The sequence below is a fragment of the Rhodopseudomonas palustris genome (genome assembly GCF_003226555.1).
GTDB classification, from domain to species: Bacteria; Pseudomonadota; Alphaproteobacteria; order Rhizobiales; family Xanthobacteraceae; genus Rhodopseudomonas; species Rhodopseudomonas palustris_I.
Genome location: NZ_QKQS01000006.1, coordinates 538,781 through 553,477 on the forward strand (window position 1 = coordinate 538,781; position 14,697 = coordinate 553,477).

At 64.8% G+C, this 14,697-nt stretch carries 14 protein-coding genes; 5 read left to right on the forward strand and 9 right to left on the reverse strand.

The window, feature by feature from the left end:
* The 5 genes from DNX69_RS04400 to DNX69_RS04420 form a co-directional block, all read right to left on the reverse strand.
* Positions 1–1,854, reverse strand: coding sequence for a putative porin (locus DNX69_RS04400; protein WP_110784763.1), 1,854 nt, complete (start codon positions 1,852–1,854; stop codon positions 1–3).
* Positions 1,855–1,931: 77 nt separating this feature from the next.
* A complete protein-coding gene (locus DNX69_RS04405; RefSeq protein WP_110784764.1) occupies positions 1,932–2,660 on the reverse strand; it encodes a TonB C-terminal domain-containing protein in 729 nt (242 codons plus the stop codon).
* 19 nt (positions 2,661–2,679) lie between these two features.
* Positions 2,680–3,084, reverse strand: a complete 405-nt coding sequence (locus tag DNX69_RS04410; RefSeq protein WP_110784765.1) for an ExbD/TolR family protein — start codon at positions 3,082–3,084, stop codon at positions 2,680–2,682.
* Between the two features lie 4 nt (positions 3,085–3,088).
* On the reverse strand, positions 3,089–5,119 hold the full coding sequence (locus tag DNX69_RS04415) for a DUF2341 domain-containing protein (RefSeq protein WP_110784766.1): 2,031 nt from the start codon (positions 5,117–5,119) through the stop codon (positions 3,089–3,091).
* Positions 5,119–6,759, reverse strand: coding sequence for a ShlB/FhaC/HecB family hemolysin secretion/activation protein (locus tag DNX69_RS04420; protein WP_110784767.1), 1,641 nt, complete (start codon positions 6,757–6,759; stop codon positions 5,119–5,121). The genes DNX69_RS04415 and DNX69_RS04420 overlap by 1 nt, the downstream gene beginning before the upstream one ends.
* Positions 6,760–7,162: 403 nt before the next feature.
* On the opposite strand from DNX69_RS04420, the gene DNX69_RS04425 reads away from it, so the two are divergent.
* Together DNX69_RS04425 and DNX69_RS26880 are read left to right on the forward strand one after the other, a co-directional pair.
* Entirely contained in the window at positions 7,163–7,816 is a 654-nt protein-coding gene (locus tag DNX69_RS04425; protein ID WP_110784768.1) for an RNA polymerase sigma factor, read from the forward strand.
* Positions 7,767–8,060: a FecR/PupR family sigma factor regulator gene (locus tag DNX69_RS26880; RefSeq protein ID WP_110784769.1), complete on the forward strand. Its 294-nt coding sequence runs from the start codon at positions 7,767–7,769 to the stop codon at positions 8,058–8,060. Before DNX69_RS04425 ends, DNX69_RS26880 begins: the two co-directional genes overlap by 50 nt.
* A gap of 163 nt (positions 8,061–8,223) precedes the next feature.
* On the opposite strand, the gene DNX69_RS04435 is transcribed toward DNX69_RS26880, so the two are convergent.
* From DNX69_RS04435 to DNX69_RS26535, 3 genes are all read right to left on the reverse strand, one after another.
* Positions 8,224–8,994, reverse strand: coding sequence for a Hint domain-containing protein (locus DNX69_RS04435; RefSeq protein ID WP_110784770.1), 771 nt, complete (start codon positions 8,992–8,994; stop codon positions 8,224–8,226).
* A 228-nt stretch (positions 8,995–9,222) separates the two neighbouring features.
* Entirely contained in the window at positions 9,223–10,038 is an 816-nt protein-coding gene (locus DNX69_RS04440) for a lytic transglycosylase domain-containing protein (protein WP_234826841.1), read from the reverse strand.
* 65 nt (positions 10,039–10,103) lie between these two features.
* Positions 10,104–10,517 carry a hypothetical protein gene (locus DNX69_RS26535; RefSeq protein WP_234826842.1) on the reverse strand — a complete coding sequence of 138 codons (414 nt, stop codon included), beginning with the start codon at positions 10,515–10,517 and terminating at the stop codon, positions 10,104–10,106.
* Between the two features lie 272 nt (positions 10,518–10,789).
* On the opposite strand from DNX69_RS26535, the gene DNX69_RS04450 reads away from it, so the two are divergent.
* Entirely contained in the window at positions 10,790–11,074 is a 285-nt protein-coding gene (locus DNX69_RS04450) for a hypothetical protein (protein WP_110784771.1), read from the forward strand.
* A 27-nt stretch (positions 11,075–11,101) separates the two neighbouring features.
* Here the strand turns inward: DNX69_RS04450 and DNX69_RS04455 are convergent, their stop codons facing one another.
* Complete coding sequence (locus DNX69_RS04455; RefSeq protein ID WP_349626949.1) at positions 11,102–12,289, reverse strand: polysaccharide biosynthesis/export family protein; 1,188 nt, start codon at positions 12,287–12,289, stop codon at positions 11,102–11,104.
* A gap of 639 nt (positions 12,290–12,928) precedes the next feature.
* Here DNX69_RS04455 and DNX69_RS04465 point away from each other — a divergent pair.
* Both DNX69_RS04465 and DNX69_RS04470 read left to right on the forward strand, forming a co-directional pair.
* Positions 12,929–13,234 (forward strand): hypothetical protein, encoded by a 306-nt coding sequence (locus tag DNX69_RS04465; RefSeq protein ID WP_110784773.1) that lies wholly within the window; start codon positions 12,929–12,931, stop codon positions 13,232–13,234.
* A 252-nt stretch (positions 13,235–13,486) separates the two neighbouring features.
* Positions 13,487–14,668 carry an O-antigen ligase family protein gene (locus DNX69_RS04470; protein ID WP_133255964.1) on the forward strand — a complete coding sequence of 394 codons (1,182 nt, stop codon included), beginning with the start codon at positions 13,487–13,489 and terminating at the stop codon, positions 14,666–14,668.
* Positions 14,669–14,697: the final 29 nt, after the last annotated feature.

Consider the following 14,697-nt stretch of genomic DNA (forward strand, 5'->3'; position numbering starts at 1 on the left):
TCAGAACCTCGCGTTGAGATCGAGCTGGAAGATGTCGACGGCGTAGGGCGCGCCCGCGACCTGGTTGGCGCTCATCCAGCGCGCGGTGGCCCAGACGTTCGGACCGAGGCCGAGGCTACCGCCGACGAAGTATCCCTTGAGATTGGTGCCGCCGAGACCGAAATCGGAATCCGCGAAGGCGTCGAGCACGGCGTCGGACTCCAGATATTTGTAGCCGACGAACGCGCTCCAGTCCCACAATTGCCGGATCTCGCGGTGACCGACGGTCATCCGCCCGAGCCAGCCCTGATTGCCGCCGGCATAGACTTGTGTGCAGTTGGTGGCCGAGCTGCAGCCGGCGATCGGACCTGCCGGCAAGGGATTCGCCGCAACCTTGGCGGCGATGTCGGCAGCGTCCCAGGCGAGGTTGCGGACATACTCGCCGTCGATCACGATATGCAACGGATGGAACTGGCCGAGATCAAGCCGGGCGCTGACGACAAGCTCGCGGAAGTCGGACGCAAGCCCGAAATACTGGTACTGAGGAAGAAGATTAGTACCGTCATACTGGGGCACGATGTTGCGCAGTGCCATGTAGGTGTTGCCGCGCTGTGCGAATGACGGTCGTAGCAGGTCGGTACTGCAGAAGTCCGTTGCGGTGGCGACCAAACAGCTGCTCGACAGCTTGCCCTGGACGTTGGTGAAGTCGAAATAAGCGGTGCCGAATTTCAGGCTGACATCGGGGCTGAATTCGGCCCGCGCGCCGATCTGTCCACCGAACATCCATTTGTCGCGGCTCGGTGCCTTGCCGGGCAGCACGTTGGTGTTGGTGAAATCCAGACTCGAGCCGACGTTGAAATCGGTATTGAAGATCGGGAATGCACCGGCGACGAAGAAAGGCGTGAAACCGGGGCTGATCTCGTGCTGCACCTGAGCTGCGACACCATCGAAGCCGAGATCGCGGTGAAACACCAGATCCGTCGAAGCGAAAAACGGATTATCGAACCGACCGCCGCTCAGCGCGATGTCGTTCCATGGGCTGTAGCGCACGAAGGCGCGGTCGAGCCAGATGTTGTATTTGCTGAAGTTTCCTCCCGAGCCGCCAAGGGTCTGGTTGAACGACACCGGCGCATTGCTCTCGCCGGTCGCGATCCGCAGCCCTGCATAGAAGCCGTCGAACAGGTCCGCTTCCATGCCGAGCCGCGCCCTTAGCCGTTCGCGATGGCGGTCTTGGTCGACGTTGAAGGTGGGCCAGAAGTACGGATTGCCATATGTGCCGTCACTCAGCACGTTGTAGGGGCTGCCCGTGTTGATGGCATTATAGTTGACCGTGTAAGGGTAATTGCCCTTGGAGAAGAAGCTGCTGTCGTGACGGAGGCGGACGTCGCCGTAGAAGCGGATGCGCTGTGCCCATTCCGGATATTTGCCCGGCGATGCCCAGTTTTCCTTTTCGGCCTTTTCCATCACGTCCTTGCGGATCTCGTCGCGGAGCTGTTTCTTGACGATCTCCGGCACGTAGGTGACCCGCTTGGTGCCGCGAGGCGAAGTCGCCTCGACCGCGGTCGCCGCCGACTTCTCGGCACCCTCCGCCTTGGTGGCGGCGTCGCGCACGGCCTGGCGCGCCACATAGGCTTCGTCCTCGGCCTGCCTCACCAGCGCGCCGGCCTGTTCCTCCGTGAGTACGCCCTGCTTCACCAGCAAGTTGATCAGGTTCACGGTGGCGTTCGACGAAGGCGGGGCCGCTCGCGAGACCTTGGGCAGCTTCAGCGATGCGGCCGGATCGGCCTTGTCCTGCGCGGTCGCGGGAACGATGAGCGCCACGAGCGCCGCCGACACCGGCGCCAGCCTCCATCCCATCATCTCACATCGGCGCATCACGGAACTCCTTGTTACTTCACGCTTCGACCGCCGGCGCGAGGACCGGCAAGCTTTGGAACGGTTTTGCAGACCGATCACGACGGACTCCGTGCGGTCACCCGCGTGATGATCGGCATCGGCATGTCGCGCGGCGGCGGCTCGCGCAGCGTCAATCCGCCGAGCACCTGGTCCCGCAGGACCGAATCGAGTTCGCTGTTGCCGGTCGAAGACACCAGTTGCACGCGATTGACCCGGCCGGTTCCATCGGCCCACAGCCGGACCTGAATCCGCATCACGGCGTGGCGCGTCTTCTCGTTGGAGCGCAGCGCCGATTCGATCTGCGCCTGCACGATGCTGGCGTACCAGCCCCATCGCGTGCCGCCGCCGCCACCGTCGCCGCCGCCACTGCCGATAAGGCCGCGGCCGCCCTTCTTGCCGAGCAGTTCGCCCGGCCCGTTGCCGTCGGCGTCCAGTGCGGGCGGTCCGTCCGGCGGCGCATCGCTCGGGTCCGACGGCGCATCCTTCGGAGTTTCGACCGCCTTCTCCTCGATGATCTCCTGCTTCACCGGCGTCTGCTCCACGACCTGCTGCTCCGGCTCGCGCTCCGGTGGCGGCAGAGGCGGCGGTGGAGGCGGCGGTGGCGGCAGAATGGTGACGATGGTCGGCTCGTTGATCTTGCGCGGCGGCTCCTGGTCTCCGCTCAGCATGACCACCACCCCCGCGACCAATACGGCGAGCACGACCACGCCGCTGCCGATCGGCAGCGCCATGCGGCGCCACGACGGACGGTCCTCGTCGTCATCGCTGTCGTCGCGCAGGTCCATCCGCCATCCGCCTCCGCGCTCATCTCACCAGCGGCTTGGTCGCCATGCCGACCTGGGTGAAATTCAGTCGGCCGAGCAGGTCGAGCACGTCGACCACGTTCTGGTACTGGGTCTGGCTGTCGCCGCGCACCACGATGGGGAATTCCGGGGTCAGCGCGCGCTGCTGGATCAGGCGCTGCTCCAGCTCCGACAGCGTCACCGGGATGGTGTCGAGAAAGATCTTTCCCTCGTTGGTGACGGTAATCGCCTTGGTGGTCTGCTGCGCCAGACTCGGCGCGGTGCTCGCCTTGGGCAGATTGACCTTCATGCCCTGCACCGTCGCCGTGGTCATGATGATGAAGATCACCAGCAGCACGTAGGCTAGGTCGAGCATCGGGGTGATGTTGATGTCGTCGTAGGGTTTGCTGTCGGATTGGACCTGCATCGTCTCACTCCGCGGCCTGCCGGCGTGGCGCGCCGGGCTGCTGGTGGTAGGACTCGGCCATCTTGGTGACGAGCTCGTCGACGAAGACGTGCATGTCGTTGGTGGCGTCCTTGATGCGGATGGTCAGGTAGTTGTAGCCGAACAACGCCGGGATCGCGACAGCGAGACCTGCCACCGTTGCGACCAGCGCCGCAGCGATGCCGGGTGCGATCGCGTTGACGTTGACGTCGCCCGACGCCGCGATCGCCGCGAAGGTGATCATCACGCCGACCACGGTGCCGAGCAGGCCGAGAAACGGTCCGCCGGAAATCGCGATCGTCAGCATCACCATCATCTTGTTGAGGCGCTGCGCCTCGTGGATCAGGCCGCTGTCGAGCACCGCGCGGATCGACTGGATCGCCTGTGGCGACAGCGCGCGAGCGCCGCCGTTGCCGGAAAAGCGCAAGCGGATCTGCTGCGCGCCGAGATGCATCAGCCGGTACAGCGGCGACGCGTGAATGATCTTGTGATGCTTGACGTCGACGCCGCCGCCGAGGCTGGGATCGCTCTCCTCGCTGTCGAGCTGCAGCACACCTTCGAGATCGTTCGCCGCCTCGCGGAAATGCTTCAGGAAGACGGTGTTGCCCTTGGTCACCCGGTTCAGATACGAAACACGGTCGACCATCACGACCCAGCTGATCACCATCATGATGGCGAGGATGCCGATCACGATCCAGCCGTCGAGCGTGACCGATTTCAGGATCACGGCGAAATAGCCGCTGAGCCAACTCGCGGTTTCCTCGTCGACGCTGAAGGTGGTGAGCTTGGCCTGGTCCGGCCCTTGTCCGATCGCCGCGACCTTGATGAAGCCGGCAGGCCGCGCGACCTTGGCGATCTGAAATTCGTCGATATCACCGACGAAGCCGATGAGCGGCGCGGCGCCGGCCGCGTCCGGCGCGGCGGCCGCATCCGCGGGCACCGTCGGCGCGGCTGCGGCGTCGGGCGCTGCAGCAGGTGCTGCCGCGGCGTCGCCGGCAGCAGCCGGGGCCGCGGCGGCGTCGGCCGCGACCGGGGCCGCGGCGGCATCGGGCGCGACCGGAGCCGCGGCGGCCGCATCCTTGCCGACCGAGGCGATACCGGTCAGCACCGGTAGCGCCGCCGCGAGCGTCCCGGCTTGCGCGCCGTCGACATAGATCACGATCTGGCCGGCCTTGGCGGTGACGGCGAGATGATGCCAGGTGGCGGCGGGGATCGCCGCGCCGCCGAAGCCGCGCTGGGTCGCGCCGGCCGCCGTCACTTCAACGAACGGCACGCCGTTGTCGAGGCCGATGATCAGCGCGTTGGCGCCGTCGCGCCGCGCATACAGCACGGCGTGCGGCTGCGGAGCAGCGCTCTTCAGCCACAGCGACCACGTCATCTCGCCGCCCGCGGCGATGGCGAGTGGCGGGCCTGCCGGAATAGTCAGCGCGGACAGGCCGTCGAACCGGGCACCCTGGCCGATGATCGCGCCGTCGGCGGCGGCGACCGGCGTCGTGGCCGAATTGCCCCACGCGCTGATGTCCTGCGGCGGCGTGCCGCGTTCGGCGAAGTGATACACCAGCAGAGTGTTGGGATCGTAAGTGTTCTTGGCGTCGACCGCGGCCGGCACCTTGGCGTTGCCGTAGTACAACCAGATCTCGTTCTTGGTGCCCGGCTTCAGATCCGGAACCGCGACCCAGATCAGCGCCTCGCCGATCAGCGAGTCGTATTTCTCGACGTGATGCTTCAGCGGCGTCTTGTCGTCGCCGGCGACGAAGCGCAGGTCACCGCCGTCCTCCTTGGCCGAGCCGAAGCGGAAGTTGCCGACGTGCAGCCGGACCAGCATCGGCGTGGTGCCGATCGCGTCGCTGACGGCGGCGCCGGACGCGCCGGTGTCGAACACGATCTTCTTGCGCATGCTCCATTCGTCGTTCCACCACGCCGCGGCCTGCTGCGGCCACAGCGCGACGACGAGGATCAGCGCGGCAACGGCCTGCGCGATCCGCAACTGGATTCCCTTGCGGGTCCCGAGCGTCATCAGAATTCTCCCCAAACTCGAAAACTCACCCGCGGATGGTTCGAGACCGTGACTTGCTGCGTCGTCAGCGGCATGCCGACGAATACGATCGCATTGAGATGATCGAGCGTCTTCATCCGTATGCCGACGCCGTAGCTCGCCAGATCGAACTGATATTGCTGGTCCGGCAGCGGATCGTGGATCCGCGCGTAGCCGGCGTCGGCGAAAGCGAAGAACCGCCAATCGTTGAAGATGTTGAGCTTGACCGGCTGGCGGCCAGGAACGTCGTAGGTCTGCTCCATGTAGGGAGCGATGTTCGGTGAACGCAGCTCCAGGGTGCCGGCGACGCCGTAATCGCCGAGTACTTCTGACTCCAGATAGCCGCGAACGGTGTCCTGACCGCCGAGGCTGAGCTGCTCGCTGGATACCAGCGGCTGGTCGGCGGCCTGGCCTTGAACCTTGCCGAACACCTGCAGACCGCCGGGCAGATCGTGGGTGTGCGAAACGTCGCCGCGCAGCGAAATGAAGCTGGCGGTCGCCTTGTAGCGTTTGACGTCGAACTGGTTCGGATCGCTGCCAATGCCACGGAGACCAGTGGTGATCGTGGCGTTGAGCTGGGTCAGGCGCCCCTCGCCCTGGAAGCTCGCGGTGTAGGCGGCCACCAGCGGGACATAGCGGACCGGCGAGTCGAACGAGTTGGAGGCCAGCGACAGGGTCTGCTGGAAATCCTTGTAGTCGGCGCCGAACGACAGTGTGTGGAACAGCTCGCCCTTGGGCGGTAGCGTAATGACGTTGCGAAAACCGATCACGTGGCCGGGGCCGACCACATTGGCCCCGCCCACGGTCGCCACCGAACTGTCGGACTTCAGCCCGTAGATCAGCACGTTGAGCCAGTCGTAGTCGGTGCGGGCCATATAGGAGCCCGAGAACACCGTAGCATCCTTCGGATTGAGCGGCGCGGTCTGGAAGGTGAAGGTGGCCGAATGGCCGAGCTGCCACAGATTGTCGTAGCGCGCCGACAGGCTGAGGCGCTGCGGCGTGGTGCTCGGACTTTGCCGGTTGTTGAGCTCGACGCTGCCGTGCAGCGGATAGGTGTCCTCGACGTTGAGATCCACGTCGACGGTCCCCGGAGTCACACCGGCACGCAGCGCGGGCGTGACGCGACGGTCGGGCCAGCGGTTGAGCGCTACGATGTCCTTGGTGACTTCATTGAAGTTCGGCAGCGTCCCCTCTTTGAGCGAGGTGGCACTCCCCTTGATCTTGCCGAGATCGAAATAGCGGGAGCCCTTGACCCGCAGCCGGCCCACCTTGTTCTCGGTCACCTTCAGGACGATGAAGCCGCGTTGTGCGTCCTGCTGCGGCACGGCGACGCCGACCGTTTGCAAGCCCCTGTCGTGATAGGCCTTCTCCAGTGCGGCGCGCGCCTTCTCGACGTCGTCGGCAGTGCGGCCAGGCCCCATGAACGGGTAGACCGCCGCCTCGACTTCGATCTGCGGCAGATGATCAGCGCCTTCGACGCGGAATTCGTCGATGTCGAACCGGACCGCCGGGCCGGACGCCGCCGGCTTGGCGCCGTCCGCGGCGGCCGGTTTGGCCGGATCTGCGGCCCTCGATGTCGCCTTTGCCTCGGCAGCCGCGGACGAAACCCCGAGCAACAGCATCGCGGCGCCGCACACAACAGACGATACCAGTGCGGATGACGACGACCGCCCGGCCCCACCGGTCGCGGAGCAGGTCACATCCGCCGGCACCAGCCGCCACTGCGGCGGCCGGGCTCGGCGCTGAATACGATAACAAGTCACCCCGGCCCTCGATCACCCGCTGGTCGTCAGTATCATTTTACGGATGCTGCCGGCGGCGGTCGGCGCCGGCGTCACGTTCCTCATGTTAGACGTGACGATCACGGATACTGCGAAAACAAACTGGCGCGACATCTTTGATCGTGACTCGCGGCGCCGCGCACCACGACACCGCATGTTAAAATGATGTCACAATAACGTTGCCCCGGCTGAATATGGTCCCCCCGGAAATGTGGGACTCCCGATGAGGGAGTGGAGTAATGTTATGAGTACCACGACGGCAGAGGCGCTCCGCGCATTGCTGGTCGCCGATTACGGTGAGCTCGACCGGCGCCTGACGCGCCGGCTGGGTTCGGCGGATCTCGCTTCCGACGTGTTGCAGGAGACCTATCTGCGGCTGGAGCGGCTCCGCGATGTCGGCGCCGTGCGCAGCCCGCGGGCGTATTTGTTCAGGATCGCCCTGAACATCGCGCATGATCGCCGCCGCGCCGAGCAGCGGCGCCTCACCACCGCCGAGATCGATGCTCTGCTCGAGATTCCCGACGACCGGCCCAACGCGGCACGCGTGATCGAGGATCGCTCTGAGGTGGGCCTGCTGCGCGAGGCGATCGCCGAGCTTCCCGAGCGCCGCCGCCGCGTGCTGTTGCTGTCGCGGATCGACGGACGCCCTCATCGCGAGATCGCCGAGCATCTCGGCGTCACGGTGCGCACTGTCGAGACCGACCTCAAGCAGGCCGTGGAGCACTGCGCCGAACGTCTGAAGCGTCCGGTTCCCGGTAAATTCGGATTCCCCGCTCCTGGATCGTCTTACGATCAGAGACGCGGCGGCCGTCGTCTGACGACCGGCGTCCGAGGGAAAGCGCAGGAACGTGCCGAGACCAATTACCACCGCCGGATTCTTGGATCCTTCGATCCGTGAAGCGCTCGGCTGGATTCTCCGCCTGACCTCCGGCGACGCGACGCAGGGCGATTCGGATCGGCTGGCGGTCTGGCGAGCCAGCTCTCCTGAGCGGGAGCGGGCGTATCGCGAGGCAGTCAGATGCTGGCGGGCGCTGGCGCCCGCCCTGCGCGACGACTACCGAATACAATGCGAGATCGACAGTCGCTGCGCGGACGAAACCGAAGCCCGCGCCGAGTGCTGCCCTTCCGATTCAAAGCTCTAGCCTCTCGTCACGGGTGGTTTTTCAGGGCCGCCAACGCCCCCGCAGTCGAGACGTCGGCCTACGCGGACGGAGACGCTGTTGCAGCGCCGTCCAACCCGACCTCGAGGACACCACCCGGCTCCCGGAGCACCGGGAGCCGACGTGCGAGCCGGGAGAACCCAGATCAGAGCGCGACTGCGGCTTCAGCCAGACGGGCGCGGATCAGATCCAGCTTCTGCGGTCCCAGCATCGGCGAAAGCATGCTGCGGAGACGCGCACGGATCTCGCCGCTGGTCCCGGAATACAGGACCGGCGCGCAAGTCTCGTCCTGGCGCGGTGCAGCGCCGCTTCGCGCATTCGTATCGTAACCGGATGCCGGAGCCGGCAGTTGCCGCAGCGTCTCACACGCGGCACCTTCCGCGAACACCACGGCGTGGCCGGGAAGCTTGATATGGTAATATTCGAGTTCGGCGAAGTGCTCTCCGGCATCGAGAACGATCGATGTTCCGTTGATCAGGCTGCCGGCCGTAACCAGCACGCCGTCGATATACAGCGCGTGGCCCTGGGTCACGTAGAGATCGGCACTCGGCACGTTCGGACCGAGCGCCGATTTGGCGATCCGAACCGGCCGCGCCGAGTCCGGCCAGGACCGACCCGCGGACTTGCTGTGCCGCCAGCTCCCAATCCACTCGATCGGCTGCACGCCGGCCAGCGCGGTCGGCAGCAGATCGCCGACCGACAGTTCTTCGATCGCGCGGTCGCCGTCGACCGTCCTGATCCGGGTGCCTTTGAGGTAGCACGGCGGCCGCACCACTGCGTGCGCCGATGTCACTCGGGCCAAGCTGGCGGCCACCACACCGGCCGCGATCCCGACCATGGCTTTGGCGTGACTGGTTAGCAGCGTGCGCCGGGTGGTACCGGCTGGCGTATCCGTTTCGTCCCGGTTCTGGTCCATTATCAAGCCTCCAAATTGCAGCGATGAGTGCAACTCAATTTGTTACAGCTTAGGATAGCATAACATCATACGAAATGTTAATTAAATCTCGCGTGTCACGAAGGCGTGCCCCCGGGCGCTGCAATGGACGAGATCGGTCGCGTCCGGGCGAACGTGCAACGATTCCAGGCACCCGGCAGAACCGCCGCAATGCGGCGTGATCCGCTGGAGAGAAGCGAGCCGCCGAATCTATCGGACCGGCGCGGGCCGCGCGGCGAGTCCGCGCAGCAAGGTGTTGAGTTCGGCGAAATTCACCGAGCCGCCGAACATCGGCCGGCGTAGGGATCCCCGACCCGCCGTCGCGGCGCCGAACGTCGGCGTCGGGACCTGACCATGAACCGCAACGCCGCGCGCCGCCAATTGGCTGCGGACACGGATGCAGTATTCGACCGAAAGCACCGAGAACCTCGTCTCGCCATGGCCGGCGCGGTATTTCATCGCGGCCGTGCAGATGTCCTCGTTCGCCTTGCGCCAGGCACCCGCGAGGTATTTCGCCCCGTAGTGGATATTGACCTCCGGAACAGCGAGTTCTGCGATCGTGCCGGAGAATCCCAACATCCTTGCCGTCGTCGGCATCACCTGCATCAGCCCGATCTCGCCGTCCATTCCGACAGCGCCCGGATTGTAGCCGCTCTCGACCGCCAGAACCGAATCCAGCAGCGCGGCAGGCACTCCCCATGCAGCCGCCTCACGTTCGACGATCGGACGATACGTCTCGCGGCCGGCCTGCCAGTCGCGCCCGAAGACGGCCCTGACCTGTGGCGCAAGCGTTCGGCCGCCATGCAGAACGCTAGCAGGAGGCAGATCCGCGACCGTCAGCGGACGCGCGGCGACGCGATCGAACACCAGCGGCGGCAGTTCATCGTCATCGTCTTGGGGCGTCGAGGAAGGCGGTCCGGCCGACGCAGACGTCACGCCGGCCGGGGCCGCAGCATCAGCAACCGCCGCCCCCGTCATGGCGGCGAGCATCCCCAAGGCCGAAGCGAGCCGCAGAAAGGTCGGCACCCGGCGACGGCGCGCAGGGCCCGTCGCTTCCGTTCCGGCGAACACAACGCACCAACTCGCCGGCATCACCGGCCCGGCACAAAATAGACCGGCGCAGGCGGCCGATACGGAACGACAGACTGGCCATAATTGGCGCCATATTGCTGCCTGACCGCGGCTTCGTTGACGTTGCCGATGCGCACGTCGGCGGAGCGCGCGTCCAGCGGCGGAAGGTTGATGGTGGGATTGACCTTCGCCACCTCACGCTGCAGCTTCTGATTGAGGCAGCCGAGCGCATTGGCCCCGCCGATCTCCACTTCAACGCAACGTTCGATCCGTGGGGCGGGCGCAGACGCGCCGCCGATCATGATCGAAGCCGGCCGGTTTCCAGGCTCAGCGCCTCCGGGTGCCTGCGCGCCCGCAGGTCCGATCGCGAGACCGCAAGCCAGTCCAGCCCCCAGGATCAATTCGCATGCCGAGCGGTGCATTCCCGCGCTCATGAGAAGTCCTTTCCGAATCCGACGTCGCGCGAACCGGGCGACGGGCGATCATTCCCTTGTCGGGCCGAATGTCACGCCGGGCGGTTTGCCGAGCCCGTATCGTCCTGCGTCCAACAATCAGACATGTGACAAATAATGTGAAATCGTTCACGCGCCATCGCGAAGGCCGGATCAGCCGACCACGAACGATAATGTGAATCACATCGCCGAGCCGGTCAATCTCTTAACTCCGATGCAAGACTTGCGATGGATGTTGGCCGAAGGTGGAGTCCATGATGTCGGCAATCCTCGGCTTTCTGATCGGTGCGGTGCTCGGCACCCGATACAGGGTGTTCAGTTTGGTCCCGGTTGCGATCGGGTGTACAGGCGCCGTCGGCATCCATGCGGCGGCGACGCAAGTACAGTTCGGTGCGGCGTTGTTGGCAATGCTCGGCATCACGGTCGCGCTGCAGATCGGATATCTGTTCGGCCTCACAGTCCGCATCACGATGGTCTGCGCCCGGGTCCGGACCGCCGCAGAAAAAACGGTGCGACAACGGCCGGCGTTGCCGGTCTGACCTGTCTGCACCTTCGAAAGAGGCGCCTCAGCGGAGCCTGCTGTTCAAACGCGCGATATAGATATCGTTGACCAGCTTGACGCCACTGTCTGCGGTCCCCACCGCCGTGTTGATGAAGTTCAGCACCTTGGTGACATCGACCTGCGGCGCATTCGCGACATAGATGACGTCGAAGGGCCGCATGTCGACCTTGGTTGCCAGGAAGAAGCCCGCGGGGTCCTGAAAGCTCACGTTGTAGACGATTGGTATTAGCCCACCGGAGAAGCGTGAACAGTCGACGCCGAGCCGCTCTGCGACATCGCGTGGCTCACGGCGATACAGAAAGATCGAACCGGGGTCGGCCTGAAGGTCGAACAATCCGCCTGCCTTGGCGACGGCCTGCGCCAGATTAATCCGCCAGGCGTCGAAATTGAACTCGCCCTGCAGGCCGGTGGCGCCGAAGGCAAGGAACTTCATCGGCTCGCGATACACGTAGATCCGGTCACCAGGCTGCACATAGATGTTGTTGGACGGCATCGACACCAAGTTGGCGAACGGCACGGTCGCCCGCTTGCCGTTGCGTTCGAGCATTACCCAGGTTTCCCAGCCATTGGCGCTTATGCCTCCCGCCCGGGTGATCGCGTCGGTGATGCGGTCCTGCGCGCCGGTTGCCGGCATCGGAAGACGCACCGGGGTGCGGACATCGCCGAACACGCTGACCAGCGAGGTTCGCTGTTGGCTGAGCGTCACCACCACCTGCGGCTCGATCGCCCGATTCTTGATCCGCTCGACGATCGCGTTCTGGACTTCGACATTGGTTCGGCCGGCGGCGCGGATCAGCCCCGCATAGGGCACGCTGATGTTGCCGTTGTTGTCGACCGCCTGATCCGGCAGATTGACAAAATTTCCCGGACGGACGCCGGCCTCGGTGGGAATGAACAATCCGCCGGCGAACGCCTCGAAGATGGTGATCGCGAGCACGTCGCCGATGCCGAAGCGGATGTTGCTCGGAGGACGGCGATCGGTGAAGACGCCGCCCAGAACATTCGGCTCGTGCGCCTGCAGCACCTCGACCGCCCGCGCATCGAGCTTGACCACGGCGAACGGCAGCGTCGAAGCCTGGTCGCTGCGGATCTCCAGGCTGGACGGGCCCGACATCGGAATGAACCCACAGCCGCCGAGCGACGAGGCCCCGAGAACACCGAGACCGACCGCGACTACCAAGCGAATTCGCATCATGACAGGCCAGCACATTGCGAACTGCACCGGCTGTTCGCCGCCATCGCTGTGAGCGCCGGCGGTTCGAGCCCTTCGGCCGAGACGCTGTGCTTGTCCGTCGTCGGCTCCCCGATTCAATAGACGTCGCGGCCCCGGCAACAGCGAAATGCACAAGCCGGCGCGCCACCGGCCCGACCGGTCGGCCAGCGGGGCGGCCGCTAAGACAACCATCGCAACGGAATCCCGGATGTCATGTCGCCAGCGCACCGTCACGGCGAATGTCGACGAAGGAGCGCAAGCTCAGATTTCGGTCAGCAGCCGTCGCAGCTGGACGATTTCCAGCCGGGTTTCGGTCGCGATGCTGTCAAGAAGAGCATTCTCCTGGACCAGCTCCTCGAGGCGCGCCAGAACGGCTGACCTGGTGGGCCCGATCGAAAATTCGGAGACCGTCGTACTCCGACCGAGCGCCGAAGAGACGAGATAGTTGGACTTGAAACACCTGTCCGAACGCATATGACCCCCCGGCCATCGAGACTGAGCGAAAGCCGCACAAAAGGTGCTCTTCCGATCGTTCTTCCGGCCGGGACGCTAATTATGTTTCTTATCATTGCTGTGACTTCATTAAAATAAATTTAGGGACCGAACGTTATCGTAACAATGGGTCCGGAGATCAGAAGCGTGCCGCAGATTTGGGTTACTTACGACGAACTCGCTGAAATCATGGGATGCGATCACGCCGGTGCACGCGAGGCCGTCGCCGCGATCCCTCTTGACTGCCGCAAAAGCCGCGACGGTCACACCCGCGCCAAATTGTCGCCATGGTTGACCGAGCTATTCTTCGATCGGCTGGTCCAGAGGCGGCTCGACCGCGAGCTCGCAGCATGCGCGGGAAACCTGCGCGCGATGCGCGAGCGGATGGAGATCCGCAGTTCGGCCGCGCCCAAATATCAGGCAGCGAGCTGAGACCACGTCGCCCGCCGCGACGTATCACTCCTTCCTACCGACGCGTCGGCGTCGGCATTGCCGCAGTAAGCGCAGCCGTCACGCGCGCTTCATCCTCTTGCTACATCATGTCGTAGTGCACACGCGGTTTTCGCGCGCGTAGCAGCCCGTCGGTGAAACGTGTCGACCAGGCACCTTGCCCTGAGTTGTAACCGGAGCGCCCGACACCCTTTGTCTTGCCAGCCATCGAAGGCCGTGACTGCGACAGATCAAATGCGCACCGCGTTCTCGACAGCGAAGCCGCCGGGCCTACGACGTTCCACCGCGCTCTCGCTTTCGTTGTGGGCTTGGTGCGCCTGTCTGTTCTTCCCCCTGGCGTCCGTCGACGTTTGGGCCGCAGAAGGCGCCATCATTCCACTGTACCAAATGTATCAGGTGGCGGGCCTGTCGCAGTTCATCCTGGTATCGTTGGTCGCCGGTCCTGCACGCCCTGTCCGAGCGCTGGCGCTGTACAACCCGTTCCAGGCTGCGATCTTTGCGGTCATCCTGCTGTCGATCGGCCTGCAACTCCATGGCCGTGAAATCGCGGTGCTCGAGGGGATAACCTATACGCTCCTGCTGCTCGCAGTGATCGTGTGCTTTTCCGCGCTCTGGACCGTGCCAGACAATGAACTGGCCGACTGCTTCGGCGGAATCGCTGTCACAGTTCTGATCTTCTGCGCCTATGCGATCGCCGTCCACGGCTGGCCGGTGGAGCGCCGCCTCGGCGGCATTCATCCGAACATGCTGGGTTCAGTCATGCTCGCCGGGTTCGTGTTCTCCCAGTTCCGCCCCGGATATGTGATGGTTGCGGCGAGGCTGACATGTTTCGTGCTCGCAACCGCTGTGAGTTCCCGCTTCGCCATGGTCGGCTGCGCGCTGGCATTCCTGGTGTTCGAAGTGACGTCGAGACGGCTCGGCGGGCGGCTCGCACTGCTCGCGTTCGCAGCCGTCGCGGCGGCGCTGCTTTTCCCGGACATGCTGTTCGGGATGCTCGCCCTCGACGATCCCGAGCGCAACCTGAATTCCGGCTTCACCGGTCGCGACGAGCAATGGGCGCGCGCGATGGCCGCAATCGCCGAGTCCCCTTTCGGCCTCGGCTTCAAGCGGCCCGACACCGAGCAAGCCGGCCATAACGGATTTCTCCGGACCCTAATCGAATTCGGCGTTATCGGAGGCAGCCTGATTGTCGCCGCGCTGGCGGCGATCGTGGCGAAGGCGTTGGCCAAACCGGCGACGAGCCGGGATCCGGAAGGCCGGCGCATCGCGGCGGCCCGCGCCGGCGGCCTCACGGCACTGACGTTCGCCTCGTTCTTCCAGCCCCAATTGTTCAATCTCGGCGACATCCACGGCCTTACCATGATGCTGCTGCTGTTCGGAGTCCGGCCTTGCCGTTCAAATCGAATGTTAGATTGATAACGTCTAGCGGATCGATATCATTAAAC